General features: G+C 62.8%; 19 protein-coding genes and 2 riboswitches. Of the genes, 6 read left to right on the top strand and 13 right to left on the bottom strand.

Annotation, left to right across the window (positions count from 1 at the left end):
* Positions 1 to 134: 134 nt before the first annotated feature.
* Both EKH80_RS04670 and EKH80_RS04665 read right to left on the bottom strand, forming a co-directional pair.
* Positions 135 to 3,284, bottom strand: coding sequence for a VPS10 domain-containing protein (locus tag EKH80_RS04670; RefSeq protein WP_158628746.1), 3,150 nt, complete (start codon positions 3,282 to 3,284; stop codon positions 135 to 137).
* Positions 3,285 to 3,428: 144 nt separating this feature from the next.
* On the bottom strand, positions 3,429 to 5,597 hold the full coding sequence (locus tag EKH80_RS04665; protein WP_126683581.1) for a TonB-dependent receptor family protein: 2,169 nt from the start codon (positions 5,595 to 5,597) through the stop codon (positions 3,429 to 3,431).
* Positions 5,598 to 5,822: 225 nt separating this feature from the next.
* On the opposite strand from EKH80_RS04665, the gene EKH80_RS04660 reads away from it, so the two are divergent.
* Positions 5,823 to 8,939 carry a WD40/YVTN/BNR-like repeat-containing protein gene (locus EKH80_RS04660; protein WP_126683580.1) on the top strand — a complete coding sequence of 1,039 codons (3,117 nt, stop codon included), beginning with the start codon at positions 5,823 to 5,825 and terminating at the stop codon, positions 8,937 to 8,939.
* 125 nt (positions 8,940 to 9,064) lie between these two features.
* On the opposite strand, the gene EKH80_RS04655 is transcribed toward EKH80_RS04660, so the two are convergent.
* Together EKH80_RS04655 and EKH80_RS04650 are read right to left on the bottom strand one after the other, a co-directional pair.
* A complete protein-coding gene (locus EKH80_RS04655; protein WP_126683579.1) occupies positions 9,065 to 10,069 on the bottom strand; it encodes a hypothetical protein in 1,005 nt (334 codons plus the stop codon).
* Between the two features lie 427 nt (positions 10,070 to 10,496).
* Positions 10,497 to 10,916 (bottom strand): VOC family protein, encoded by a 420-nt coding sequence (locus EKH80_RS04650; RefSeq protein ID WP_126683578.1) that lies wholly within the window; start codon positions 10,914 to 10,916, stop codon positions 10,497 to 10,499.
* 88 nt (positions 10,917 to 11,004) lie between these two features.
* A riboswitch (glycine riboswitch) is annotated at positions 11,005 to 11,090 on the top strand.
* A gap of 3 nt (positions 11,091 to 11,093) precedes the next feature.
* Positions 11,094 to 11,188, top strand: a riboswitch (glycine riboswitch).
* A 47-nt stretch (positions 11,189 to 11,235) separates the two neighbouring features.
* On the opposite strand from EKH80_RS04650, the gene gcvP reads away from it, so the two are divergent.
* On the top strand, positions 11,236 to 14,106 hold the full coding sequence (gene gcvP, locus EKH80_RS04645) for an aminomethyl-transferring glycine dehydrogenase (protein WP_126683577.1): 2,871 nt from the start codon (positions 11,236 to 11,238) through the stop codon (positions 14,104 to 14,106).
* 229 nt (positions 14,107 to 14,335) lie between these two features.
* Here the strand turns inward: gcvP and EKH80_RS04640 are convergent, their stop codons facing one another.
* Together EKH80_RS04640 and EKH80_RS04635 are read right to left on the bottom strand one after the other, a co-directional pair.
* Positions 14,336 to 16,270, bottom strand: coding sequence for a M48 family metallopeptidase (locus tag EKH80_RS04640; RefSeq protein ID WP_126683576.1), 1,935 nt, complete (start codon positions 16,268 to 16,270; stop codon positions 14,336 to 14,338).
* Positions 16,271 to 16,321: 51 nt separating this feature from the next.
* A complete protein-coding gene (locus EKH80_RS04635) occupies positions 16,322 to 16,909 on the bottom strand; it encodes a LemA family protein (protein ID WP_126683575.1) in 588 nt (195 codons plus the stop codon).
* A gap of 625 nt (positions 16,910 to 17,534) precedes the next feature.
* On the opposite strand from EKH80_RS04635, the gene EKH80_RS04630 reads away from it, so the two are divergent.
* Genes EKH80_RS04630 through EKH80_RS04615 form a run of 4 tightly spaced genes read left to right on the top strand, consistent with a single transcriptional unit; the run spans position 17,535 to position 20,336 of the window.
* The gene (locus tag EKH80_RS04630; protein ID WP_196240339.1) at positions 17,535 to 18,425 is read left to right on the top strand and encodes a DUF6662 family protein; all 891 of its coding nucleotides are present in this window, start codon (positions 17,535 to 17,537) and stop codon (positions 18,423 to 18,425) included.
* A 12-nt stretch (positions 18,426 to 18,437) separates the two neighbouring features.
* Positions 18,438 to 18,965 carry an FMN-binding protein gene (locus EKH80_RS04625; RefSeq protein WP_126683573.1) on the top strand — a complete coding sequence of 176 codons (528 nt, stop codon included), beginning with the start codon at positions 18,438 to 18,440 and terminating at the stop codon, positions 18,963 to 18,965.
* Positions 18,940 to 19,836, top strand: a complete 897-nt coding sequence (locus EKH80_RS04620) for an FAD:protein FMN transferase (RefSeq protein ID WP_158628745.1) — start codon at positions 18,940 to 18,942, stop codon at positions 19,834 to 19,836. Before EKH80_RS04625 ends, EKH80_RS04620 begins: the two co-directional genes overlap by 26 nt.
* The gene (locus EKH80_RS04615; RefSeq protein WP_126683571.1) at positions 19,833 to 20,336 is read left to right on the top strand and encodes a cytochrome b family protein; all 504 of its coding nucleotides are present in this window, start codon (positions 19,833 to 19,835) and stop codon (positions 20,334 to 20,336) included. Before EKH80_RS04620 ends, EKH80_RS04615 begins: the two co-directional genes overlap by 4 nt.
* 1 nt (position 20,337) lies before the next feature.
* On the opposite strand, the gene EKH80_RS04610 is transcribed toward EKH80_RS04615, so the two are convergent.
* The 7 genes from EKH80_RS04610 to hflX all read right to left on the bottom strand — a co-directional run bounded on the left by EKH80_RS04610 (position 20,338) and on the right by hflX (position 26,854).
* Entirely contained in the window at positions 20,338 to 20,727 is a 390-nt protein-coding gene (locus EKH80_RS04610) for a hypothetical protein (RefSeq protein WP_126683570.1), read from the bottom strand.
* Between the two features lie 105 nt (positions 20,728 to 20,832).
* Entirely contained in the window at positions 20,833 to 21,534 is a 702-nt protein-coding gene (locus tag EKH80_RS04605; RefSeq protein WP_126683569.1) for an SDR family NAD(P)-dependent oxidoreductase, read from the bottom strand.
* A 208-nt stretch (positions 21,535 to 21,742) separates the two neighbouring features.
* Positions 21,743 to 23,035 (bottom strand): adenylosuccinate synthase, encoded by a 1,293-nt coding sequence (locus EKH80_RS04600; RefSeq protein ID WP_126683568.1) that lies wholly within the window; start codon positions 23,033 to 23,035, stop codon positions 21,743 to 21,745.
* An 89-nt stretch (positions 23,036 to 23,124) separates the two neighbouring features.
* On the bottom strand, positions 23,125 to 23,310 hold the full coding sequence (locus EKH80_RS04595; protein ID WP_126683567.1) for a DUF2065 domain-containing protein: 186 nt from the start codon (positions 23,308 to 23,310) through the stop codon (positions 23,125 to 23,127).
* A gap of 10 nt (positions 23,311 to 23,320) precedes the next feature.
* Positions 23,321 to 24,196 (bottom strand): protease modulator HflC, encoded by an 876-nt coding sequence (hflC, locus tag EKH80_RS04590; protein ID WP_126683566.1) that lies wholly within the window; start codon positions 24,194 to 24,196, stop codon positions 23,321 to 23,323.
* Positions 24,193 to 25,293, bottom strand: a complete 1,101-nt coding sequence (hflK, locus tag EKH80_RS04585; protein WP_126683565.1) for an FtsH protease activity modulator HflK — start codon at positions 25,291 to 25,293, stop codon at positions 24,193 to 24,195. Before hflK ends, hflC begins: the two co-directional genes overlap by 4 nt.
* A gap of 250 nt (positions 25,294 to 25,543) precedes the next feature.
* Positions 25,544 to 26,854, bottom strand: a complete 1,311-nt coding sequence (gene hflX, locus EKH80_RS04580) for a ribosome rescue GTPase HflX (protein ID WP_126683564.1) — start codon at positions 26,852 to 26,854, stop codon at positions 25,544 to 25,546.
* Between the last annotated feature and the right edge of the window lie 3 nt (positions 26,855 to 26,857).

Below are 26,857 nucleotides of genomic sequence, written 5' to 3'. Positions count from 1 at the left end.
CGTTCCGGCATAGTTGGACGTGAGCTCCGCTCGCGCTACCCCACCCCAATCCTCCCCTGCACGCAGGGGAGGGGGTAGTTTCCGGTTAGTTCATCGATTCGGCCTGAAACAAGCTTGTTCGGCGTATCGCCAAATCAAGGGATATCGTCCGAATCGGCCGGCCCTTCGGAATGGATCTGGTTCTCTGCAGGCAACGTGATCGCCTTGATTCCTGCTGTGTGCAGATGCGCATTGAGCGTCGCTAGATCCGCGCCGCGAATCGACTGCCATTGCGCGGCGGCCTTGTCCAGGTTTGCTTTGTATTCCGCAAAAGCCTGCCGCTGCCCATCAGTCGGCGCGCGGTCGGCACCTTCCACATCGGAGGCGATGGCAGTGAGGGCGTCGTTCATGGCTTCGAGATTGGTAGTCGTTTCGCTGTCGCCGGAAACGAGCGGGTCGGTTTTTTTGCGGAATGCGTCGATCTCGTCGTGCAGAGACTTGTTGTTGGCAAGTTTCTTGTCGGCCTGGTCGAGCTGATCGCGCACGGCATCCACTTCACCATGGGTTTGCCAGACCTGTTGCAGCGCGTTACCCACTTCGCGCGAGAAAGCCAGGCCTTCGGCGAGTGCATTCTGGTCGAGCGAGACGCGCGGATCGCCAACTACGTTCAGTGGGGCGCGATACGACTTGCCGTTGACGGTGAGCACCAGCTGGTACTTGCCCGGCAGCGCCAGCGGGCCTTCGGGCGTGAGCGGTGTGTCGGAATCCCAGGTAGCCGCGATGCTGTAGCCATAAAGCAGCGCCTCGGGGCGCGGGTAATGCAGGTTCCAGACGAAGCGATGCATGCCGGCGCTGGAACCGAGCGTTTCCGGCGAGCCCAGCCAACCCTTCTGGAAGTAGCGTTCCGCAGGAAGCTTTTCCGGCTTTTCTCCGCTGGAGAAATGCCGGACTGTCTTGCCATCGCTGTCGAGAATGTCCAGCGTGATCGGGCCTTTGGCGGCGCTGGCCAGTTGGTAATCGATGATGGCACCGGCGGGCGGATTCCTGCCCAGCGGCTCATCGGGCGGCAGCGGGGTGTCTTTGTTCTCGTTGGCGCGCACACGCACGGCGTCGGCGGGCGTGTACAACACGGTCTTGCGCGCGTTGTCGGTGCTGGCCTGGCGCAGTGGTGCAATGTCATCGAGGACCCAGATCGCCCTGCCCTGCGTGCCGGCAATCAGGTCATCGCCGTGTATGGTCAAGTCGCGCACCCATGCGGTGGGCAGGTTGCGTTGCAGGGACTGCCAATGCCCACCATCATCGAAAGACACGTACACGCCGCGATCGGTACCGGCGAACAGCAGGCCTTCGCGCTGAGGATCGGCGCGCACGACGCTGACGAAGTCATCTTGCGGCAAGCCGGCGGAGATATCCGCCCAGGTCTTGCCGTAGTCGTTCGTGCGCCAGACATGCGGGCGGAAATCGTCCTGGCGGTGATTGTCGACCGCGGCATAGGCGGTGCCCGGCTTCAGCGCGGAAAGGTCGAGCGAGCTGACGATGCCCCAGCTCGGCAGGTCTTTCGGGGTGACGTTCTGCCAGTTCTTGCCAGCATCGCGAGTGAACTGGATGGTGCCGTCGTCGGTACCGATCCAGATTTCGTCATTGCTGGCGGGTGCAGGTGCGATGCTGTAAATCACACCGTAGCCGCAATCACGCGCCTGTTGCGCGTTGGGATTGCCTTCACAAGCCTCCTTGGCGCCTTGCTTCTTGGCACTGAGATCGGGGCTGATGACATCCCAGTGCTGGCCTTGGTCGGTGCTGCGGAACAACACCTGCGCGCCGAGATAGAGTGCATACGGCGGCTTGGCCGAAAACGCGATCGGCGTGATCCAGGTGTAGTGGTATTTGAAATCGGTGGGACGCTGGCCGTAGCTGTTGACCGGCCAAGCCGTGACATTCTGCACTACGCCGGTGCGGCGATCCCAGCGCGACACCCGTCCGCCCAGGCCGGAGCCGAACACGATATTGGGATCGTCCGGATACGGCAGGTCGTAGTCGCGCTCGTCACCACCCACCGGGCGCCAATCGCGATAGGAAAGGGAACCGTAGTCGCTGCGGCTAGCTATGCCCACGGTGCCGGAATCCTGCTGGCCCGAATAGATCCAGTAGGGAAACTGGTTGTCGGTGGCAACGTGATAGAACTGGCCGGTGGGCTGGTTGTACCAGCTGCTCCAGCTCATGCCGCCGTTGACGGTGACAACGGCACCCTGGTCGCTGGCGGCAATCATGCGTTGCGAATCGCGCGGATCGATCCACAGGAAGTGGTAGTCGTCGCCGCCCGGCGCACCCTTGAAAATATCCCAATGCTTGCCGCCATCGTCGGAACGCCGGATGGACTGCCCGGCTGAATAGAGCCGGTCGCGATTTTGCGGGTCGACGGTGATGCGGCTGAAATAATCATTGGGCAGCCAGGATTCGTGGCTGACTGACTGCCAGTTTGCACCGCCGTCATCGGACCGGTACAGGCCGCTGTCCTTGCGCGGATCGGTCGAATGCACCACTGCATACACCCGATTGCCGCTCGCCGTGGCGATGCCGATGCGCGCCAGTGTGCCAGCCGGCCAGCCGTGGCCGCTGATGCGCTTCCAGCTCAGGCCACCGTCGGTGGATTTGTACAGGCCGCTGCCCCGCCCCGCGTTCGGCTGAAAGTACGACAGCCATGGATAGTTGCGCACCTGCCACGCGGCGGCATAGACGATCTTCGGATCGGACGGATCGGCCGCGAGATCCACGACGCCCGTATCGGCATTGATGAACAGGGTTTGCTGCCAGGTTTTGCCGCCGTCGGTGGAGCGATAGACGCCACGCTCCTTGTTCGGCCCGAAATAATGGCCGAGCACACCCACCAGCAAGGTATTCGCGTCATGCGGATCGACCAGGATGCGGCCGATATGCTTGCTTTCGGTGAGCCCGATGTGTTGCCAGCTCTTGCCGTCGTCATCGGAGCGATACATGCCGTTGCCCGCCGCCACGTCGTAGCGCGCGGCGACCTGGCCGGAACCGGCATAGATCACATTGGGGTTGGACGGAGCGACGGCGATGGCGCCGATCGAAGCCGTCGGCATGGTGTCGGAAGTGGGCAGCCAGGTGCGGCCTGCATCGTTCGTTTTCCACACGCCGCCGCCGGCGGTGCCAATGTAAAAGGTATCCGGCTTGCTGGGATCGCCGGCAGCCATCGTCGCCCAGCCGCCGCGAAAGGGACCTAGCTGGCGCCATTGGAGGGCGTCACCGGCATGGCTGGGTGCTGGCGATGTTTCTGCGTACAAAGGTGCTGCACAGGCAAGCAGGCACGCGCAAGCAAGCTTTGAAAGTGGACGGAGGAGAGAGCGTGTCGACATGGTGAACTCCCGCTTCAGGAGAGAAAGAAATCCCCTCCGCTAGAGGAAGGGAGAGTTGTTGTTCTTGCTTCCCTAATACGTCAGGGCAAAACCCGTATACCAGGTCCTGCCAAACGCCGGTTCCAATCCATTCTGCCAAACTCGGTCGAAGTAACGCCGATTGGCCAGGTTGCTCACGCCCGCCAGCAAGCGCAAGGAATGACTGATCTGCCAATCCGAGGCCACGTCGACCACCGTGTACGCCGGAATGCGTGCCGGCATGTACGTCAGGCCGCTGCCAAACGATTTGTCGGAATCCTGCCAGTACTGCGCCGCCGAAGTGACTGCGGTGAGGCTCAACTTCACGCGCTCATTGCGCCAGGCAACGCCGGTCTTGATTAGATAGTCGGGCGAGAACGCCGGTGTCTTGCCCACCTGGCCGGGAATCGCGCTGGCGGTGAACCTGGCATTGAGCAAGCTGGCGTTGAAGAAGGTTTCCAGATGCTGGCCCGCGCCCGCCAGTTGCGTCGGCGCGAAGATATCGTAGTCGAGCTGCGCTTCCAGGCCGCGGCTGCGCGTATCGCCAGTGTTCACGTAGATGGTGTCGATGGCGTTGATGTAGCGCGTTTCCAGGCGATTGCGGAAATTGATCCAGAAGACGCTGACGTCGTAATACAGGCCGGTGACTGGCGCACCATGCACACCGGCTTCCCACGATACCGTCTTGGACAATTGCGCGGCGTGTCCCTGCATGAGGTTGCTGAAAGGCGGCGCAATGTCGAAGAAGCGCAGCGGGCGCCAGCCTTGGGAGACGTTGAAATAGGTTTCGTTGCCGTGGCCGAAATCATTGCCCAGCCCCAAGCCGAACAGCGGCATATGGCGTTTGTCGGCTTCGTGAATCAGCGGGCGCGAGAGAAACGGCGGATGCACCGTTTCATCCACGGCAACACGCTCGCGCTCCAGGCGCACAGACGGCACGATGTGGATGCGATGCGGCAAACGGAACACGTTCTCGGCAAACAGCGAGGCGTATTGCGTGCTGCGGCGCTGATTGAGGATTTGCACACCACTGTGATCGTCGCGCGCTGCGACCAGGTTGGGACTGCTCCATTGCCGGAACGGATCGCTGCCGTGATACAGCACCGTACCGATGGTGAAGGCGTTGCCGTGCCCCCAGTTCTTGCGCAGGCGCACGTCGGTGCCGTAGGTGCGGAAGGCGTCATCCTGCAGCGTGGTGCTGCCCGGCGGAGCCTGCCCGGGCAGCTGTGCTTTGGCCGCACGGCTGACCAGGTCCTGATAGGTGAACCACAGTTTCGCTTCCAACGACCACTTGCCGCCAAGGTCACGCGTGTGGCCTAGCACCAGTTGATCACGGTTCACCCAATTGCGGTTGTAGGGCGTAGTGACTGTGCGTGGGTCTTGTTGCCAGCGGGTGTAGCTCAGTCGTCCCGGGTCGCCGGAGACAGCGCTGATCGCGTGGAAATCCAGCCACCATTGCTGGCGTTCGTCTGGCGTATAGGCGAGATACAAATCCGCCTGGCGATTGCGCGAATCATCGTTCGCTCGCGTGCCGTCGCTATGTACATAGCCCGCGTCGGCGCAGAACGCCCACGCCCCCTGGTTGCGCTCGATCACGTTGTAGCTGGAAAACAGGCCGTGTTCACCGACCACGTTTTCGGTGCTCACACTGAGCGGCGTATTCGCAGCTGGGCGCCTGGAAACCAGATTGATCACCGGCGCCGGCTCCGGCCCGTACAGCAGGCTGGAACCTCCGCGGATCAGCTGCACTTCGGACAGGCTCTGCGTGATCGGAAACGCGTACAAGGTGGGAAAACCCATCCAGTCGCCTTCCAGCGGGATGCCGTCCTGCATCACCAAAACGAATTCCGATTCCTGCGGATTGCCGATGCCGCGATAGCTGAAATTGAACTGCGTGGGCGTGGGCTGTTCGGAAACCAGCACACCCGGCGTACGCGCGAGCGTCTGATTGAGGTTGTTGCCTATCACCGTGGGCTGGTCATCCAGGTGCGTCACCGTGGTTTTCTTGGTGACGGTGATCCGGGGACCGTCCACCTCCGGCAGCTGGTATTGCAGCTTGGCCTTGAGGTATTTGCGCCAGTCGTTGGCACTGACGCTCACTGCCGGAAGCTTGGTGGTTTTATGGGCACCCGTAACCCGATCGTCATCCTGGGCCATGGCGGAAAGGGAAGCCAGCGAAAGCAGCAAGGCAAGCGGTAAGGCAGCACGGCGCAATGACGTCATTTGGCATCCTGGCGGCAGCAAGTTAGCCGGCCCTTATCGCGCATTCCAGGGGCGCTGGCTATATGCCATCGGTTTACCCCGGAGGTTGGATCGTGACAGCGTTACAGTGCGATGACCGCTCCCTCTCCCCGGCACGGCTTTACGCCCTCTCCTCCCTCCGGGGAGAGAAGCACGAAGCCCGAAACCGCGGGAGCAAACCCTCTTTCCCGCAAGAGATACCGCCCCGTGCAACTGCGTCGCCTCGCTTTACTCACGCTCGGCATCACCAGCGCCTTCGCCGCCCACGCCACCGTCGATCCCTCCCTGTTCCAGGACCTGCACTGGCGCCTGATCGGCCCCTACCGCGGCGGCCGCGTGTTGGCCGTAACCGGCATCCCGGGCGATGACCGGCATTTCTATTTCGGCGCGGTCGATGGTGGCGTGTGGAAGACCAACGATGCCGGCCGCACCTGGCAGGCGATCTTCGACGATCAACATGTAGGCTCGATCGGCGCCATCGCGTTGGCGCCGTCGCAACCGGACACCCTTTACGTGGGCACCGGCGAAGCCGACATGCGCTCGGATATCGCGCACGGCAATGGCATGTACAAGTCCACCGATGGCGGCAAGCATTGGAGCAGCATCGGCCTGGAAGACAGCCGGCAGATCGGGCGCATCCTGGTCGATCCGCACCATCCCGAGCGCGTGTTCGTCGCCGCGCTGGGCCACGCCTATGGCCCGAACGCAGAGCGCGGCGTGTTCCGCTCCATCGATGGCGGCCAGCATTGGGAGAAAGTGCTGTTCAAGGACAACGACACCGGAGCGATCGATCTCGCCTTCCAGCCGGATGATCCAAACATCATCTACGCAGCGTTGTGGCAGACGCGCCGTCCGCCGTGGAGCGTTTATCCGCCCTCGAATGGACCAGGCAGCGGCTTGTATGTGTCCCATGACGGCGGTTCGCACTGGACGCAGGTCCAGGGCAACGGCTTCGCCGCACACCCGGGCCGGATCGGCCTGGCTACCGCGCCCAGCGACCCGAAGCGAGTCTATGCACTGGTCGACGCGCCGGATGGCGATGGCGGCCTTTACCGCTCCGACGATGCCGGCGCGCACTGGAAGCGCATCACCGACGACCAGCGCATTTGGCAGCGCGGCTGGTATTTCAACCGGCTCACGGTCGATCCCAAGAATGCCGACCGCATCTATGTGATGAACACCATCGTGCTGCGCTCCGACGATGGCGGCAAACAGTTCATGGCTCTGAAGGGCGACCCCACCGGCGATGATTTCCACGAGATGTGGATCGACCCGAGCAATCCGAACCGGCAGATCCTCGGCGTCGATCAAGGCACCCTGATCACGCTCAACGGCGGCACCACGTGGAGCAGTTGGTACAACCAGCCTACCGCGCAGATCTATCACGTCAGCACCGACAACCGCTTCCCGTACTGGGTCTATGGCGCACAGCAGGATTCCGGCGCGGTGGCGCTGCCCAGCCGCAGCGGCAGTCATGACGGCATCACCATGCAGCAGTTCCACGAGCTCACCCCCGGCGGCGAGAGCGACATGATCGCGCCCGATCCGGACGACCACGACATCGTCTACGGCGGCCGCGTGGACAAGCTCGACATGCGCAGCGAGCAGGTCCGCAATGTCGATCCCACACTGGCGTACCCGGCGGCGCATTACCGTGCGGCATGGACGTTGCCGCTGGAGTTCTCCAAGCGCGACCACAAGGTGCTGTACTTTGCCAATCAACGCCTGTTCCGCACGGCGGACGGTGGCGAGCACTGGGCACCGATCAGCCCCGACCTCACCCGGTCAAATGCGGACGTGCCCGCCAACCTCGACGCGCCGACGGCCGCCGACGACAACCATCCGGACAAGCAACGCGGCGTGATCTACACCATCGCACCCTCCCCGCTCAGCGTGAAGGCGCTATGGGTCGGCACGGACGACGGGCTGGTATGGCGCACTTTCGATGAAGGCGAGCATTGGAGCAACGTCACACCCGCTGCGCTCACGGCCTGGTCGAAAGTGGGCGGCATCGAGCCCTCGCACTTCAGCCCGGACGTGGCGTATCTCGCCATCGACCGCCATCGCCTGGATGACGACTCCGCCTACATCTACCGCACCATCGATGGCGGCAAGAGCTGGACGCGCATCGACAGCGGCATTCCGTCCGACAGCTTCGTCAACGTGGTGCGCGAAGATCCGGTACGCAAGGGCCTGCTCTATGCCGGCACCGAAAAAGGCATGTACGTTTCGTTCGACGATGGCGCGCATTGGCAACCGCTGCAGCAAAACCTGCCGTCGACCTCCGTGCGCGACATCGACGTGCATCAGGATGACCTGGTGATCGCCACGCATGGCCGCGGCTTCTGGATCATGGACAACGTTACGGCACTGCGGCAAATGGAAGGTGCAGGCCTTCAAGCCGCAACGCTGTTCAAACCGGCTGATGCGTACCGCGTGCGCCATCCGGAGTTCACCGGCACGCCGATGCCGAAAGACGAACCGCTGGCGGCCAATCCACCCGATGGCGCCATGATCGACTACGCCTTGCCGGAACACGTCAAAGGTCCGGTCACCTTGACCATCCTGGATGCTGAGAACAACAAGGTGCACAGTTTCAGCAGCGACGACCAGCCGCCGATGCTCGATCCGGCGAAGCTGGAATACGCGCCGGAATGGGTGCCGATCCCCACGCCGCTGGCGACCAAGCCCGGCATGCATCGGTTCGTGTGGAACCTGCGCTATGCCGGCAAGGGCGAAGAAGGACGGCACCACCAGAAGGATGGCCTGTGGGCACCGCCTGGCAACTACACCGTGGAGCTTAGCGTCGGCGGACATCGTTACCGGCAGCCGCTGGTCATCAAGCCAGATCCTCGCGTCACCGTTTCAGTGGCGGCCATGCAGCGCGAATTCGAACTGGCCGGCAAGGTAGAGACGGCATCGTCGCAGGCCTCCAAGGCCGGGGCTGAAGCAAAACAGCTGCTGCAAGCGCTGGACGATCGCCAGGCACACGCCAGCGGCGCACTGAGAGACCTGATCGCAGCGCTGATTGCGCAGACCTCCGATGTTTCCGGCATGCCGCTGCACACCGATCCGCGCAATACCATCGGCTCGCAGCCGCGCCGCACGGACAGTTTGCGTACCCTCTCGGCAAATCTGGAAAAGCTGCTCGGCGCGGTCGATGACGCGGATGCCGATCCTAGCCAGGATGCGCAGCAGTCCTATGCAACGCTATCGCAAACGCTGGCTGCGACGCTCGGCGAGTGGCAAAGGCTGAAGCAGCAGGAGCTGGCGGCGCTCAACGACAAGCTGAAGGCGGCTGGGCAGAAGGTGATTACGCTGTAATTCCCATTGGCTCCCTTCCCCGCTCACAGCGAAGGGAGCAGTTCGTAGGCTGGGATGCCAATCCCAGCATCGCGCAGCTGCATGCATGGCAATGCTGGGTTTCACAACCCAGCCTACGACCCCTGCTAACGTGCCGCCAGGCGTGCCTGTACTTCCGCATAGATCCGCGCACGCTTGGCGGAAAACCAGCCCAGTACGCCGGTCACCGGCATCGGCTGCAAACCGGTCAGGCTCACATGCGCCACGCGCAGCAGATGCGCCCGGTGAAATCCCGCAAAGGCTTCCGCCAGCACCGTCACGTGGAAAGGCGCTTCCACATATTCATCGAACAGAGTGCCCAATACCGCTGCCGCACGCCGCGCGATTTCGGTGTTGGCGTTTATCACGCTGACGTCATTGGATGGCACGCTGTAAGCCGCCTCGATGGCGCGTGCGAGCTGATGGAATTCCGCAGCATGCAGCGGACGGCAATAGATGGGCGTTTTGGCGCGCGCCAGCAGCCACGCCTGATCGCTGCGGAGCAGCGCGCCGGAGTTGTTGGTGGCAATGTCCAACGCGTCGCTGTAGCTGTAGCCGTACTCGTCCATCAGCTCGATCGCCAGTTCCTCGCGCACCATCGGCTCTGCGCGACGCACACCCTCGCGTCCGTACCAGCGGATGTATTCCGGTGTCACCTGCATGAAGCTGCCGCGAGGCGGACGATTGAACAGCCGCTCTTCCACTTCTCCCTGCAGATGCGGATGGATCGCTTTCATGCCGGAGGCGTGCGCAGCAAGCACGCGGTCCATCAGCACTTCAGCCGAGACCAGTTCGTGGTGGTAATCGCCATACAAGCTGTCGTCGTCGACATGGGCGAAGTACACGAAGCGGATGTGCCGCACCACGCGCGAAGCGCGGCGTGCCCGCTTGGCGGGATCGTGCAGGCGGCGCCTCCACGCACGGCCATCCTGCACGGTGTGGGCACCATGCGCAGACGGCAAGTCGCTGAGCAAGCGACCTACCTCGCGATCGGAAACGTGCGAGGTATCCATGGGGGCGCCATCCGCCAGGCGCGTCGAAAAATCCGATTCACACACACCGACATCCTCGAACTGCGAGCGCACGGCCACCCATGCCGTTGCTCGACGCATTGAAGAATCCCGTAGCCAAAGTCCTGCGCGCGGCCGCACGCGGCCACGCGCGCAGAAGCCTAAGCTCCCGCACGCTGCGGACAGCCTGCGAATACCTTCGCGGTGAACGGATCAACCGGTTGGGGAAGCCGGCCGATGCCTCAAACTCCATGCGCCAGGAACGGCCGGACTGCGGTGGCATGGATGCGAACGCGCCACGCGAGATCCATAAGCATCGAAAGCCGTAGTGAAATCCAACGCGAATGCCTAGGGGGATGCCTCGCGGGACTGCACACGCTTATGCACTGCGCCGTAGGACCGGCAAGCAGGCACACGCGCCCTGGGGAACGCGCATTATAACGAGAACCCGATCACAAACGTTAAATTCATGACCTATGGCCCATGCTTTTTTCAAGCATACGTATGCACAGCCTGGATGCCCCGCCCATCAAGTGGCCGGCGGCCCCTTTAGTTCCACCATATTGCCTTGCGGATCAAAGAGATAAATGGAGGGACCCTCGCCCTTGGCGCCATACCGGCTGCCGATCTCGCCAACGCGCACGCCATGCGCCTTTAGGTGCGCCAGGATGGCGGCTTCGTCGTAGCCGGCCACGCTCAGGCACAGGTGGTCCATATTGTGCCCTTCCGTCCCCGGTCCCTTGCCACCATGGCGGCCAAGCTTGCCTTCGATACTGACCAGGTCGATCAGCGAGCTGCCGGCGCGTAGCTGCACCAGCCCGATCTCGTCCTGCCGGCGCTCCAGCGTACAGCCCAGCACGTCGCAATAGAACGCCTGCATGAGGGGCAGGTCATAGGCGCGCAGGACGATGTGGTCGAGTTGTTCAAGGCGAAAAGGTGGCTTGTTCATGATTCCTACTTGAGCCGGCAGCAGTCTTGGGGAGCGTAGGCTTAGGGTGCAAACCTACACCACGCCGCGAGGTATAATCACCGGCTTGACGTACACGGTGGGAGAAGCGGGCAAACACCCGCTGCCGAAGGCGCAACGCCCGTAATCGCTCAGGCCCCATACCGCCGTGGACCAAGACTCTGGAGAGACCGGTTGAATCCGGCGCCGAAGGGGCACGAAGCAAAGGCTCGATCGAACCGGCCGCTTCCAAACTCTCAGGCAAAAGGACAGAGGGGCGCCCCGCGTGCGGCCTGCACGTTTTCTACGGACGCCCTTGCCCATGAGCCAGAATTCTCTCCCTTCCCTGCGTGAACTTGAGCACCACGACGCCTTCATCGAACGCCACATCGGCCCCAACGATGCCGAAATAGCGCAGATGCTACGCACGATCGGCCACGACTCGCTGGAGGCCATGACCGACGCCATCGTGCCGGGCCAGATCAAGTCCAAGGCGCCGCTGGCACTGCCCGAAAGCATCACGGAAGAAGAAGCGCTGGCGAAGATCCGCACCATCGCGCGCAAGAACAAAGTCTTCAAGAATTTCATCGGCCAGGGTTACCACGGCACGCTTACGCCGAACGTCATCCTGCGCAACATCCTGGAAAATCCCGCGTGGTACACGGCTTACACCCCGTACCAGGCGGAGATTTCGCAAGGCCGCATGGAAGCGCTGATCAACTTCCAGACCATGGTGGCCGATCTGACCGGCATGGACATCTCCAATGCCTCGCTGCTGGACGAAGCGACCGCCGCCGGCGAAGCGATGACGCTGGCCAAGCGTTCGGCGAAGTCCAAGAGCAACGTGTTCTTCGTCGCCAACGACGTGCATCCGCAAACGCTGGAGGTGCTGCATACCCGCGCCGACGGCATCGGTATCGAACTGCACGTGGGCATACCTGCGGAAGCCTCCAGCGTCGACAGCTTCGGCGTGCTGCTGCAATACCCCAACACGTACGGCCAGATCCACGACTACCGTGCAATGGCCGATGCGGTCCATGCCCGTGGCGGCATCGTTGCGGTGGCCACCGACCTGCTTGCACTGGCGCTGATCGCCTCGCCCGGCTCATGGGGCGCGGACATCGTGATCGGCAACAGCCAGCGCTTCGGCGTGCCGTTCGGTTTCGGCGGCCCGCATGCCGCCTATCTTGCCTGCCGCGATGCATTCAAGCGCTCGATGCCGGGCCGCCTGATCGGCGTGTCGGTGGACGCGGAAGGGAAACCGGCCTACCGCCTCACCCTGCAGACGCGCGAACAACACATTCGCCGCGAAAAGGCCACCTCCAACATCTGCACCGCGCAGGTGCTGCTGGCCGTGATGGCCAGCATGTATGCGGTGTATCACGGTCCGGACGGCCTGAAACGCATCGCGCTGCGCACCCATCGCTTTGCCGCCATCCTGGCCGCCGCGTTGCGCCGTGCCGGCATGACGGTCGGCACCGATTTCTTCGATACGCTGCACATCACCAACGTCGACGCCGATGCGATCCACGCCAAGGCGGCAAGCCTTGGACTCAACCTGCGCCAGATCCACGGCCAGAGCGTAGGCATCAGCCTGGACGAAACCACCACGCGTGCTGACGTGCTGGCGCTGGCCAAGCTGTTCGGCGCCGAGATCGTCGACATCGACGAAGCCAGCGCCACCACGCCGGACGAACTGCCGGCCGCGCTGTTGCGCAAGGATGCCTTCCTGCAGCATCCGGTGTTCAACACGCACCACAGCGAACACGAGCTGCTGCGCTACATGCGTTCGCTGGCCGACAAGGACCTGGCCATGGATCGCACCATGATCCCGCTGGGCAGCTGCACCATGAAGCTCAACGCCACCGCCGAGATGATCCCGGTGACGTGGCCGGAATTCGGAGGCATCCATCCCTTCGCTCCTGCCGACCAGACGCAAGGCTACAAGCAGCTGATCGATGAGCTGGAAGCCATGCTGGTGGAATGCACCGGCTACGATGCGGTGAGCTTGCAGCCGAATTCCGGCGCACAGGGCGAATACGCCGGCCTGCTCGCGATTCGCGCCTATCACCGCTCGCGTGGCGAAAACCAGCGCGACATCTGCCTGATTCCCGAATCGGCGCACGGCACCAACCCGGCTTCCGCGCAAATGTGCGGCATGACTGTGGTGGTCACCAAGTGCGACAGCAACGGCAACGTCGACGTCGAAGACATTCGCGCCAAGGCGGAGAAGTATTCCGACCGGCTCGCCGCACTGATGATCACCTACCCCTCCACGCACGGCGTGTTCGAGGAAGACGTGGTGCGCATCTGCGAAATCGTGCATCAGCACGGCGGCCAGGTCTACACCGACGGCGCCAACATGAATGCGCTGGTCGGCCTGGCCAAGCCGGGCAAATGGGGTTCGGACGTCTCGCACCTCAACCTGCACAAGACCTTCTGCATTCCGCACGGCGGCGGCGGCCCGGGCGTAGGTCCGTGCGCGGTCAAGTCGCATCTGGCCCCGTTCCTGCCGCGCACGCTCGGCGGCGAAGGCAAGGTCGGCATGGTGAGCGCGGCCAGCTTCGGCAGCGCCAGCATCCTGCCGATCTCGTGGATGTACATCACGCTGATGGGCCAGCAGGGTTTGCGCAAGGCCACGCAAGTGGCGCTGCTCAATGCCAATTACATCGCCAAGCGCCTGGCATCGCATTACGACACGCTGTACACCGGCCGTAACGGCCTGGTCGCGCACGAGTGCATCCTCGACCTGCGCCCGCTCAAGGACCGCACTGGCATCAGTGCCGAGGACGTGGCCAAGCGCCTGATCGACTTCGGCTTCCACGCCCCGACGCTGAGCTTCCCGGTGGCCGGCACGCTGATGGTGGAGCCGACCGAGAGCGAATCGATGCACGAGCTGGATCGCTTCATCGACGCGATGATCCAGATCCGCGACGAAATCCGCGCGATTGAAGACGGCCGCCTGGATCGCGAAGACAATCCGCTCAAGAACGCGCCGCACACCGCCACCATGGTGACCGGCACGGAATGGACGCACGCCTATCCGCGTGAGCTTGCCGCCTTCCCGCTGCCTAGCCTGAAACTGCAGAAGTACTGGTCGCCGGTAGCGCGTGTGGACAACGTCTACGGCGACAAGAACGTGATGTGCGCGTGCATTCCAGTGGATGCGTACAAGGAAGAGGCCGAGGCGTAAGCGCCTGATCCCTTGCTCCCTCCCCTGCTTGCAAGGGGAGGGCTGGGGTGGGGTTGCACGAGCTTGCTGCAGTGTTTGAGTTCCCCGCGAGATTGCTTCACCCCACCCCAACCCTCCCCTACTACACGTAGGGGAGGGAGCGGATATTCGGCAGTTCGCAGCGTAGCTGGGATGCCAATCGAATATAGCCATACATGCCGTGCCGCAATGCTGGGATTGTCATCCCAGCCTACACTTGCGCTGGTACCGCGCAATGCAGGCTCGCGCAAATCACACGCAACAATTCCGCCTCCGTGGGCGTGACCACGCCATCCGCACGAATGGCGCTCAACAAGCTCTGGATCACGATTTCCTTGGCCGCCGGCATCAAACCGTCCAGGTCATCCAGGGCCCGGTCGAAAGGAATCTGCCATTCCATGGGCAAAGTCTGCCAACTGGCCGCTGCGCCCGGAAACGCCTGATTTATCGCCAGCAGCCACGCACGACGTGCTGCAGCGTCATCATTGGCGCCGTAAGTGGCGACTACCGCACATACGAGCGCCACGCTGTCGCGGCAGGCGGGCAGCTTTTTCTGTCCGTCGACCGGAGCACTGCGCGGCCGGCAGGCTTCGCGCAAATGCATACGCAACAGCCGCACCAGGCAATAGTCGCGCAGATCTACCTGCGGATCGATGCCGACCACGGCATCCAGCGTCTCCAGCAAGGTCTGCTGGCGCCCTTGCGGCAGCTGCTTGAGCGCGGGATAGGCCAGTGACAACAACGGCAGGCGCGAGGTTGGCGGCAGCGTGGCTGCATCGGCGGCGAACTTGCCCGCGGCGAACTGCACGTCATCGCCGAAAGCGCTGGCGATCAATCTTTTCTGCTTCGATTGCAGTTCTTCGTGCCGAGAGACGGCCAGCGCAAGCATCAACGCAAGCGCGGATTCCGGTTGCCTTACGGCTTCCCTCAGCTGGGCGAAGACATCCCGCTGCGCTGCTGCAGCTTGCTGAGCGGCTTGATCGGCCGGGGCCGCCGTAACAGCCGGGGTGGCCAGCACGGCAACCCCAGCCGCCTGGCCAGGCCATTCCAAGGGAGCATGCGCTTGATCGGCTGCTTCCTCGGTCGCATTCTGGGCTTCGCTGCCTTCATCCTCAGGCGAAGACGCTTGCATCTGCGCCTCGAGCTTCGCCAGCTCCCGTTCCTTGAACCAGGGCTCCAGGTGGCGAATGCGTTCCATCAATGGCGGATGCGTAGCGAACCAGGCATTGAAGTCGTCCACATCGCCAAACATCATGTGCGCGACTTCATGGCGGTTGCCCACGTTGAGGCGCGAGCCCTCGGTCAACACGGCAATTTTCTTCAAGGCACCCGCGATGCCCTTCGTCTGACGGGTGAATTGAACAGCCGACGTATCGGCCAGGGTTTCACGCGACCTGCCCACGGCGGACTGGATCAGCCGTCCGAAGAAATACCCGATCGAGCCGATCACGACCAGCGCGAGGCCGAACAGGAAGTACGCCGGCAGCCTGCCCTCATCATCATCATCCCGCCGAAAGGAAAAGGTGCTGTCGCGTGTCCACACCATTTGGCGACCGATGACCGACAAGGCCATGATGCCGTACAGCAGACCCATCAGGCGGATGTTGAGCCGCATGTCGCCGTTCAACACGTGGCTGAACTCGTGCGCGATTACGCCCTGCAGTTCATCGCGCGTGAGATGATCCAGGCAGCCCTGGGTGACGCAGATCGCCGCGTCGGAAGCCGAATAGCCTGCTGCAAACGCGTTGATGCCCATTTCATCGGGCAGCAGATAAATGTCGGGCACGGGCGTTCCGGACGCAATCGCCACTTCCTCGATGACGTTGCGCAGCTGACGCAACTGTGGATCCTGCGTATCGGGCGGCACGACTTCTCCGCCCACATCTTCGGCCACCGCCTTGCCGCCCTCGGCAAGACTGGCTATGCGATACCACGCGCAGCCCACGATAAGCCCCACGACGGCGAGCGTGGTGATACCCAGCAATGGCTTTGCAATGGTCGACGCCTGGCCGAAATGCCAGTGACCGAACACCAGCAGCACCAGCATGTCCACCGCAAGCACGATGGCAAGCACCGCTGCGATGAACAGCGCAACCAGCATGCGGGTGCTGCCGCGTACACGCGCTTGTTCGGCAAAGAAATCCATCCAGTCCCTCCAAGGAGCCTGAGATCGATGCGTCCTAACGACGGCCAGCGATCAGCTGAAGGACACCTTGGGCACTTCGCGCACCGCGGCGTCTTCAATATGCAGCGGCTGCGCTTGCGTGAAGCTGAAGCTGTTGGCGATGAACGATGCCGGGAACACTTCGCAGCGATTGTTGTACGTCATCACTGCATCGTTATAAGCCTGCCGCGCGAAGGCTACGCGGTTTTCCGTGGAGGTCAGCTCCTCGGACAACTGCATCATGGTCTGGTTGGCCTTCAGATCCGGGTAAGCCTCGCTCAGCGCGAACAACCTGCCCAGGCTCTGGGTCAAGCCGGTTTCGCTAGCGGCCAGCTGTTCCATGGCAGCCGGGTCGCCAGGCTTGCCCTTTGCGTCAGCCAGTCCTTTGACGGCGGCATTGCGCGCCTGGATGACCGCTTCCAGGGTACCGCGCTCGTGCGCCAGATACGCTTTGGCGGTCTCCACCAGGTTGGGAATCAGGTCGTGCCGCCGTGTCAGTTGCACGTCGATCTGTGCAAAAGCGTTCTTGTAGCTGTTGCGCGCCGTGACCAGCCCGTTGTAGAGCGACACGGCATAGACCACCACGAGCACGATCAGTGCCAGAAAGACAAACAGCCCCATCGACATTCCCCCCGCTGCCATTCCATCGATCGGCGGCCAACCTCCTGGTCGGCTGCGTCTATTTGATGAGGAAGCCTAGCATGAAAAAATCACCCCGCGAGGAGTGCCTGCCGCAAGCGGTTTTTCTTCAGCCACGCGTCAAGTTCGCGCAAGCGATACCTGCGCACGCCGACGCGATACTGGATGTTTGTCGCCATCGTGTCCGCCGCGTGACACGTTCGAAGCGGTGTGCGAATCGGCGCGAAATGCAATCGCAACTTTGTAAGGCCAGCGACCAAGGATTGCAGCCAGTGCCATGGCGATCGCTGAAGGTAGACCGTGGCGCGTGAACTCCCCTCTCCAGTTTCAGTGACGGACAGTGCAGGTCGTGCGCAAGCCTTGGACTGCGCCAGAGGCCATAGATACGCCAGAGCGCTCTTAATCCGCAGGAACTCCTGATCCACTCCTGCACTCTGTCGCTGTTGGGAAGGGTGTCGTTGCTCACCGAAAATAATAATGATTCTCATTGACTGGTGCCAGCAAATGCACGAGAATGCGGCCCATTCTCATCTCTGAGGAGCCCAGGGGCCTCATGCATCGCGTTGTGAAAGCTAGACTGACAGCCTGTTTGTTTGCCGTACTTGCCATGTCCGGCATCAGCACGAAGGCACACGCGGACGAACCCCTGCTGGGTTTTCTCTACACCACCGACTTGCTGCCCAAGCATGGCCAGGAGGTCGAGCAATGGGTGACGTGGCGTCACCAGAAGGCCGGTGGGCAATTCGATCTGCTGGAAGGGCAAACCGAATATTCGTATGGCGCAACGGATTCGCTGCAATTATCTGGCTACCTGATCTACGACTGGACGCAGGCCTACCGCAATGGACCGGATGGAACGACAACGCCGCCGGAGCCGTATTCCGCCTATTTCCCGGATCCCTACCGGCATTTCCATAGCACCAAATTCATCGCTGGCGCGTTCGAGGCGATCTGGCGCGTACGCAGCCCCTATACGGACCCCGTAGGCGTAGCCTTCCTGTTCGAGCCGGAGATTGGCCCGCGCTTCCAGGAGCTGCAAGTCAGGGCTATTTTCCAGAAGAATTTCCTCGACGATCGCCTGGTGCTCGTCGGCAACGCTACATGGGCACCGGAAGTCCGCGAGCTTCCGGGCAATCCCGCCGCGGCTCCTGGCAGCGGCACCGATCGCCCCAACACCAATATCGAAACCGACGTGAATTTCGGTATCGGCGCTTCCTATCGTTTTACTTCCAACTGGGCCGTCGGCTGGGAGGTGCAGAACGAGCGGGAGATCAACCGATTCGCCTTGTTCGACCACAGCCAATGGATGGGCAACGCCGTGTATGCCGGCCCCACTATTCATTATGCCAATCAGCATTTCTTTGCGACGCTGACCTGGTGGCAGCAACTCCCGATCGCGCACAACTATATGGACCCCAGCGTGGTCGCCCGTGGCTACGACAATGACGTGGATTTCGAACACACCCGCGTTCGCCTGAAAATCGGCTACTACTTCTGACGAAAACAAGCCATGAAAGCCCAGTTCCTGTTGATACCTGCTGCTGCCATTGTCTGCGTGGCAACGCCTGCCTATGCCAAGGTGTATCTCAGCCTCGAACAAGCGCAGCAGCTCATGTTTCCCGGCGCCACCTTCGCGCAGCAAACGTTGACGCTGACGGATGACCAGGCGCGCGCCATCGAAAAAGCCAGCGGCACGGACGTGCGAAACCGCCAGGTCCAGCTCTGGAAGGTATCCACCGGCGGCTGGTTCATCGCCGATCAGGTGGTGGGCAAGCACGATTTCATTCCCATCGCCGTAGGGCTGGATGATTCAGGCGCAGTGAAGAGCATCGAGATCCTGGAGTATCGCGAGGCTTTCGGAGAGCAGGTACGCAATCCTCAATGGCTTGCTCAATTCCAGGGCAAGCGCAATGGCGCCACGCTCACGCTGACCAAGGACATCCAGAACATTTCCGGCGCCACCCTTTCGTCCAAGCACATCACGGATGGCGTGCGCAGGCTTTTGGCGACCTATGCCATTGCCATCGCCTCCCATTGAAAGAGCCAAGCCGCTCCTGGGTACGATCGTTCGTATCCGGGTCGATGGCCTGCCATCGGCACTGGCGAACGAAGTCATCAGCGGTGCGTTCGATCGCGTTGCGGAAATCCATCGGCTGATGAGTTTTCACGAACCCCAAAGCGAACTCACACGGGTGAACTGCGAGGCTGCATGTTATCCGGTGCCGGTCAGCCCGCACACCTATGCAGTGCTGAGCCATGCGCTGGAACTGGCCGAGGCTTCCACCGGGCTGTTCGACCCCACCATTGCGCCAGCCCTCGTGAGGGACGGGCTTCTTCCTGCCCTGGCGGGGGAGCCACCCGCTTCCGATGCGAGCTGGAAAGATGTCGCCCTGTCGCCCGACGGAACGGTCGCTTATGGCAAACCGTTGTGGCTGGATCTGGGCGGCATCGCAAAAGGCTATGCCGTCGACTGCGCCTTCGACTATATCGCGTCCCATCGCCCTGATCGCATCTACGTGGAAGCGGGCGGAGACTTGCGGCTTAGTGGTCCGCAGCCGGAGCCCGTGTACCTGGCCGCCCCATATAGGGAAGGCGCCGTTCCGGCGGTGATGATTGAAAACGCCTCGGTAGCCAGCTCCGGCAGCCAATGGCTGTGCGACGAAATACGCAGCCCTCAATTGGCCAGTGCCCATATCGATCCTCGCACCGGACACTATTGCAGGTTGGATCGCTTTGTGACCGTGGTGGCTCCCCGGTGCATGGATGCCGATGCGCTCACCAAGGTGGTCATGGCGGCCGGGACGGCATCGGCCCCGATCCTTGATCGTTATCAGGCGCTGGCTTTCATGCTGGATGGGGCCGGCTGGACCTCACTGGGCGCGAATGCCCCGACGGGGGCCGCCGCATGACGATGCGACCGCCGCCCCATCGCATTGTCGGCCATCACCCCATGCCGCTCAGGTTGTCGAGGCGCAGACGTTATACCGTCTACGCCGTCGGCTTCGGTCTGTGGCTTAGCGGCGCACTATGGCTGTTGTTTCACTATTTCCTGCAAAGCAAGGGCGAATTCGGCCCGAGCGAAAATCCGCTGGAGCCATGGTGGTTGCGCTTGCACGGAATCATGGCCTTCGCCGCGCTATGGACGTTCGGCCTGGTCTGGGGCGTACACATCGTGATGGGCTGGCGAACCCGCCGTCATCGGGTCTCCGGTGGCATCACCGTGGGGTTGCTCGGCTGGCTCGTCCTCAGCGGCTATTTGCTGTACTACCTCATCGACGACCAGTGGCGACAGCTAGCTGCCTGGGCTCACTGGGTCGTGGGGCTCGCCCTGCCGGTGCTGTTCATTGTGCATATGACGCGCGGAAGGCAACGCACCGCGCGGCAGCATCACGGCCCGCCTCAAGCCTAATTCACCCGCGCCGTACCGGGGCTCCCGGCGCCGGATCAAGCCAGCCCCGTCCCTTGCTCGCAATGGTGCTGCCGGACAGACGCTGCTTGCGGGTGGCTTCCTGGCGAAGGCGATTGAGGTGGGTGCCGCCGGCCTGGTAGGTATCGCCGTTTTCGGGCATGGGGAACTCCATTGCGCCACCGGCAGGGGTGCCCATGGCTACTCGGCCACCGTCCTCATGGCCGAAACCATGATGAGGAAGAGCTTGCCCGGTACCGCTGATGCCACCGGCACCACCCTCTCTGCGCATGGCCTGCCTGACGGCCTTCAACTCCCTCTCGTCGCCGTCCTGCCGGTAAGCCACCTTCCCGTGACGGCTGCTGCGCTGCTCAAGTGAACGTTGCTTGGCCATGACGTCTGCTCCGATGTCGAAGGAGACGTACAGGATGAACTCGCGCAGGTCAGCAGTTTGTGGATTTCGAGTGCATGCGGTCGACGAAAGACATCGAAGGCGGCTTCACCACGCCACGGTCTGGCCTCGATAGTTGCAGAAGCGCAGACCGCCCTTGCCGACCTCCGCTTCCACCACGTCCGCCATGCGTGGAACGCTTTCCTCGACACCTAGCGTTGCGTCGGGGCCGCCCATGTCGGTACGCACCCAACCGGGATCCATCAACAGGTACGTGCGAGGGTCGCCCGTTTGGCGTGCCACGAAGCTGCGCATCAAGGTATTGAGCGCGGCTTTGCTGGCCCGATAGGTTTCCCAGCCGCCGTCCGTATTGTTGGCAATGCTGCCGAGTCCCGACGACATGACCACAATGCTGCCCTTGGGCTGCACCAGGTCATGAAACATCTCAATGAAGTGCATCGGGCTCAACGCATTGTTGGTCATCTCGTGCGCAAACTCTTCGGCATCAACCTGCCCGATCGATGTATCAGGGGCTGTCGATATGCCTGCGCTGACAAACAGCAAATCCAACGACCTGTTGTGCAAGCGCACGTGCAGGGCAGCGACCTGGTGCGGTTCGTTGATATCGACGTGCTCGATCTCCAGCCGGCCATGAGCGTCCGCTTGCACATCGTGCAACGCTGTCTTTGCAGTAGCGCGCACGGTGGCAATGACCTGCCATCCTCGCGCCAGATACTCCTTCGCCAAACCCAGGCCCAATCCGCGCGAAGCGCCGACAATCAGCGCCGTAGGTATGTTCGAAGTTGCCATGGCAAACCTCGTCAAAAAGCCAAGGGAGTGCAAGGATACGCCGCTCTTCCAGGTGTCGAGGCCGATGCTGCGCGCGGTATAGCCCCGCGCAAATCGAAATGATCGATTCGATTTCCCGGGCCGGCCATGCCCACCCGGCCAGAGCAAACCCTGGAAAATGCAGAAGGGCCCCGCAGGGCCCTTCTTGTCATCCTGTACCTGCCGCCGATCAGGCGAACGGATCATCAAGCACGATGGTGTCATCGCGATCCGCGCCGGTCGCCACGATGGCCAGGCGGCAGCCGGAGAGTTCTTCCACGGCGCGCAGGTAAGCACGGGCAGCGGCCGGCAGCTTGTTCCAGTCGCGGATGCCAGCGGTGGATTCGCTCCAGCCCGGGAATTCCAGGTATACCGGCTGGCATTCGGCCCAGCCGTCGGCGTCGAGCGGGGCCAGTTCGCGGCGCTTGCCGCGGTATTCGTAGGCGATGCAGACCTTGATGGTCTCCAGGCCGTCGAGCACGTCGAGCTTGGTGATGGCCAGGCCGTTGATGCCGTTGATCTGCACGGCGCGCTTCAGCGCCACCAGGTCGATCCAGCCGCAGCGGCGCGGGCGGCCGGTGCTGGCGCCGAATTCGTTGCCGACCTTGCGCAGGCGTTCGCCCATTTCATCATGCAGTTCGGTAGGGAACGGGCCGCCGCCGACACGCGTGGCGTAGGCTTTGCAGATGCCGAGCACATAGTCGATGTCGCCGGCACCCACACCGGTACCAGCGAGCGCGCCACCCACGGTGGTGTTGCTGCTGGTGACGTACGGATAAGTGCCGTGGTCGATGTCGAGCAACGCGCCCTGTGCGCCTTCAAACAGGATATTGCCGCCGTCCTTGCGCACGTCGTGCAGGATGGTGGCGACGTCGTCGACCATCGGGCGGATGAATTCGCCGTAGGCGATCGCGTCTTCCAGCACCTTCTGGTACTCCACCGGCTCGGCTTTCAGCCATTGGGTGAGGATGAAATTGTGGTACTCCACCGCGCACTTGATCAGATCCGGCAGTTCGTGCGGATACATCAGGTCGGCCACGCGCACGCTGCGGCGGGCCACCTTGTCTTCATACGCGGGGCCGATGCCGCGGCCGGTGGTACCGATGGCCTTGCCGCCGGCAGCGGCTTCTCGCGCCTTATCCACGGCAATGTGGTACGGCATGATCAACGGGGTGGCCGGGCTGATCTTCAAGCGCGGACGCACGTTCACGCCCTGTGCTTCCAGTTCCTCGATTTCCTGCTTGAGCGCGGCCGGCGAAAGCACCACGCCATTGCCGATCAGGCACAACGCGTCGTCGCGCAGGATGCCGGAAGGAATCAGGTGCAGGACGGTCTTCTTGCCCTTGATGACAAGGGTATGGCCGGCGTTGTGGCCGCCCTGGAAGCGCGCCACCGCGCCCACGCGCTCGGTCAACAGGTCGACGATCTTGCCTTTGCCTTCGTCGCCCCACTGTGCGCCAAGAATTACGACTGACTTGCCCATGATGTGTCTCGCTCTAAAAGGACGTTCCGATCGGCGGAACGGGTAAAGGAAAAACTTAAAGCCGGGTGATGACCACCGCGTGAATCTTCTCAATACACCAGCTGCAGCGTGGTCAGGCCGATGCCGATGGCGATCGCGCCGACCACGCGCAAGCTGCGCGGCTCCATCTTCGAAGCTTCGCGCATGACCACCTGCCAGCCATTCGGCGCGGCGAACAGCACCAGCCCTTCGATCACCAGCACCAGGCACAATGCAGCATAGAAATCCCTTGGCATGGATGCTTGCTCAGCGCCGGGCCGGCGCGACGGCCGGGTTGCCAAAGTAGCGCAGGAATTCGGAATCGGGCTTGAGGATGATGGTGCCCCTGCCGTCGCCGAAGGATTTCCTGTACGCCTGCAGACTGCGGTAGAACGCGAAGAAATCCGGATCCTGCGCATACGCCTGCGCATAGATCTGCGCGGCCTGCGCATCGCCCGCGCCCCTGACCTTGTCGGCATCGCTTTCGGCGGTGGCGCGGATCACTTGCGCCTGTGCCTGCGTTTCGGCCTTGATCGATTCAGCCTGCTGCTTGCCCTCTGCACGGATCGCGGCGGCCTGCTGCTGGCGCTCGGTTTGCATACGCTTGTAGACAGCCGTCTTCACGTCGTCGGGAAATTCGATGCTGGTGACGCGTACGTCCACCACCGATACGCCCAGGGTCTTGCGCGTTTCGGTATTGGCCAGCTGCAGCGTGCCGGAGGCGATGTCATCCTGGCCGGCGGCAACCAGCCGATCCATGCCGTGCTCGCTTACGACATTGCGCAGCGCGTTGCTGACGATGGGGCCCAAACGCTGACCGGCCTGCAGCTCGTCGCCGCCCGTGGCGCGGTAGTAATCGGCCGCGTCGGCGATGCGCCATTTCACGTAGTAGCTGACGTTGATGCTCTGCTTGTCGGCGGTGGCATAACGCTGCGGCGCGGCATCGAAAGACAGGATGCGGTCGTCCAGCGTCAACGCCTGCTGTAGCAACGGCAGCTTGGCGTGCAGGCCAGGCTGGCGCTCGGTGCGCAAGATCTTGCCGAACTGCAGCAACAGAACGTGCTGGCCCTCGCCTACGGTATAGAAGCTGTTGAAACCGAGCAGGATGAGCAGAACGATGATGATTGCAGCGGTGGTCTTCATGGCTGCTTCCCCTTCTCCGCCTCTTCGCCCGCAGTGTTGCCCGGCTGTGCTACCGCGCCGGCAACCGGCAAGTTGGCGGCCGGCTGCGCTTCGCCGCGGTCGCCGCCGATGCTTATGACGCTGCGGCCTTCGGAGCCGTCGATGACCTTGTTACTCGCGTGCAGGATATCTTCCATCGTTTCCAGCCACAGGCGGCGGCGGGTGACTTCCGGCGCGGCGCGGTATTCCTTGAGGATAAGGTCAAAGCGCTCGGCTTCGCCCTGCGCCCGCGCGATACGCTCTGCCCTATAGGCTTGCGCCTCGGCCGCAAGGCGGCTGGCTTCGCCCTTGGCGTTGGGAATGTCCTGGCTGGTGTTGGCTTTCGCCTGGTCGATCAGGCCCGCACGGTCCTGGCGCGCAGCGATCACGTCGTCGAAGGCGTCCTTCGCCTCCTGCGGTGGCGTGACAGCCTGAAAGCTGACGTCCGTGACCCGCAAGCCGCAGTCGTAGGCATCCAGCGTGCGTTGCAGCTGGTCGCGCACTTGCTGCTGCAGGGTACCCAGATGAGGCGCGGGCGCATTGCCGTCGCTCTGGCCGGTGAGTACATCGTCCATTGCCTGCGCACCGATCACGGCACGCACGGCAGCCTGTGCGGCCGCGTTGAGCGTGCCGTCCGGATCGCGCGCACTGAACAGGTATTTCCTGGGATCAGCGACCTGGTACTGCACGTTGAAATCGACCGTGACGATGTCCTGTTCGCGCGTGAGCATCCGGACCTGGTCGGACATGGCGCGCACGCGCGAGGTCGCCACCGTCTGCGTGGTTTCGATCGGCGCCGGCAGCTTCAGATGGAATCCGGCGCCAACGGTCCGCGCATAAGCGCCGAAACGCTGCACTACACCTACCTGTCCGGTACCGATGACCGTATAGCTGGTCAGCAACAGCCAGGCCAGCAGGATGGCCACCACGATGGTGAGGATGCCGCCGGGGCCGCCCAGGCGCCCGATGCGCTTGAACAGATCCTTGAGCGCGGTCTCGACACCGGGCTTGCCAGCGGAACCGCGCTTGTTCTTGTTCCACGGATCACGTTGCCCGTTGCCGGGTTCGTTCCAGGCCATGGTCAGTCTCCTTGAGGCCGCTGGGAGGCCGGCAACAACGGCCGGAAAACGCTGGGTTCGAGTTGGTGGGACATGGTGACGGATGGTGAGCGTGCAAGCACCTCGGCAAGGTGGCGCACAAACGATCGCATTCTAGCAGAGACGGCTCGATTGGGTCCCGTCCCGGCAGGCAGCGGCGGTGTTGGCTTAGGTTGCAAACTCAGCATTGACATGCATGCCATGCATGCGATGCAGGGATTGTCATCTCAGCCTACAGCGCCGAATCAGGACTCCCCAACAAGCCCCGCAGCAGCTCCACATCGTGGCCCTGCCCGCCGGTCAACGGCGCCAGCACGCTCCGCGGAGCGTCGATACGAAGACGCCAGCCCTCTTCATCGACGGCTTCTTCGGCGATGGCGCCGGCCGCACGCAGCCGGGCATGCAGGCGCCCTGCAGACAGCGGCAGGCGCAGCTCGGACTGCACGCGCGCGCCGCCCAGGCATTCCCCCAAGGCCTCGCGCAACAAATCCAGGCCTGCGCCCGTGGCGGCCGACAGCCACACCTGCTGCGGCAAGCCTTCGGCGTTTCGCACCATCCGCGGCTCACCGCCGGCCAGGTCGAGCTTGTTCATCACATGCAATTGCGGCACGTCGCCCGCGCCGATTTCTTCCAGCACCTGGTCGACCACTTGATGCAGGCGCTCGCGCTCTTCATCCGCGGCGTCACTGACGTGCAGCAGCAAATCCGCATCGCGCGCTTCGGCCAGCGTGCCGCGGAAGGCGGCGACCAGGTCGTGCGGCAACTCGCGGATGAAACCCACGGTATCGGCCAGCACGGCGGGACCGCAGCTCAAGTCATCGAGCTTGCGCACGGTGGGATCGAGCGTGGCGAACAACTGGTCCGCCGCATAGACGTCGCCTTGCGTGAGCGCATTGAACAACGTGGACTTGCCGGCGTTGGTGTAGCCGACCAGGGCCACTCGCGGCACCGTGTTGCGCAGGCGAGCGCGACGCTGCTGGGTACGCTGGGTCTGCACTTTTTCGAGGCGCTTGGTGAGCATCTTCACGCGTTCGCCCAGCAGCCTGCGGTCGGTTTCCAGCTGCGTTTCACCCGGTCCGCGCAGGCCGATGGCACCACCGCGCTGGCGTTCCAAATGCGTCCAGCCGCGCACCAGGCGTGTCGCCAGGTGCTTGAGCTGGGCAAGCTCCACTTCCAGCTTGCCTTCGTGGGACCGGGCGCGCTGGGCGAAGATGTCGAGGATGAGACCGGCCCGATCCACCACGCGCACGTTGAGCAGCTTTTCCAGATTGCGCTCTTGCACGGGCGAAAGGAGGTGGTCGACCAGCACCACATCCGCTTCCAGCGCACGCACGGCTTCGGCCACTTCTTCGGCCTTGCCGGTGCCGATGTAGTAGCGCGGATTGGGGCTTTCTACGCGCGCGGGAATGCAGGCCAGCACTTGGGCACCAGCGGACATCACCAGCTCGACGAATTCCTCCGCTCGCTCGGCGGCATCGTCCTCCCCCCGCGAGTGCGGGAGGACCAACACAGCCCGTTCGCCTTTCTTTTGCCTATCGAACAGAGT

Source organism: Dyella choica (assembly GCF_003977665.1).
Lineage (GTDB): Bacteria > Pseudomonadota > Gammaproteobacteria > Xanthomonadales > Rhodanobacteraceae > Dyella_B > Dyella_B choica.
The sequence above is the reverse complement of the archived record's forward strand: the minus strand, read 5'-3'. Positions and strand labels throughout refer to the sequence as shown.

Coding starts and splice junctions, on each gene's coding strand:
- EKH80_RS04665 (WP_126683581.1), bottom strand. CDS start 5,597: ATGACGTCATTGCGCCGTGCTGCCTTACCGCTTGCCTTGCTGCTTTCG.
- EKH80_RS04655 (WP_126683579.1), bottom strand. CDS start 10,069: ATGCGTCGAGCAACGGCATGGGTGGCCGTGCGCTCGCAGTTCGAGGAT.
- EKH80_RS04650 (WP_126683578.1), bottom strand. CDS start 10,916: ATGAACAAGCCACCTTTTCGCCTTGAACAACTCGACCACATCGTCCTG.
- gcvP (WP_126683577.1), top strand. CDS start 11,236: ATGAGCCAGAATTCTCTCCCTTCCCTGCGTGAACTTGAGCACCACGAC.
- EKH80_RS04640 (WP_126683576.1), bottom strand. CDS start 16,270: ATGGATTTCTTTGCCGAACAAGCGCGTGTACGCGGCAGCACCCGCATG.
- EKH80_RS04635 (WP_126683575.1), bottom strand. CDS start 16,909: ATGGGGCTGTTTGTCTTTCTGGCACTGATCGTGCTCGTGGTGGTCTAT.
- EKH80_RS04630 (WP_196240339.1), top strand. CDS start 17,535: ATGTCCGGCATCAGCACGAAGGCACACGCGGACGAACCCCTGCTGGGT.
- EKH80_RS04625 (WP_126683573.1), top strand. CDS start 18,438: ATGAAAGCCCAGTTCCTGTTGATACCTGCTGCTGCCATTGTCTGCGTG.
- EKH80_RS04620 (WP_158628745.1), top strand. CDS start 18,940: ATGCCATTGCCATCGCCTCCCATTGAAAGAGCCAAGCCGCTCCTGGGT.
- EKH80_RS04615 (WP_126683571.1), top strand. CDS start 19,833: ATGACGATGCGACCGCCGCCCCATCGCATTGTCGGCCATCACCCCATG.
- EKH80_RS04610 (WP_126683570.1), bottom strand. CDS start 20,727: ATGGCCAAGCAACGTTCACTTGAGCAGCGCAGCAGCCGTCACGGGAAG.
- EKH80_RS04605 (WP_126683569.1), bottom strand. CDS start 21,534: ATGGCAACTTCGAACATACCTACGGCGCTGATTGTCGGCGCTTCGCGC.
- EKH80_RS04600 (WP_126683568.1), bottom strand. CDS start 23,035: ATGGGCAAGTCAGTCGTAATTCTTGGCGCACAGTGGGGCGACGAAGGC.
- EKH80_RS04595 (WP_126683567.1), bottom strand. CDS start 23,310: ATGCCAAGGGATTTCTATGCTGCATTGTGCCTGGTGCTGGTGATCGAA.
- hflC (WP_126683566.1), bottom strand. CDS start 24,196: ATGAAGACCACCGCTGCAATCATCATCGTTCTGCTCATCCTGCTCGGT.
- hflK (WP_126683565.1), bottom strand. CDS start 25,293: ATGGCCTGGAACGAACCCGGCAACGGGCAACGTGATCCGTGGAACAAG.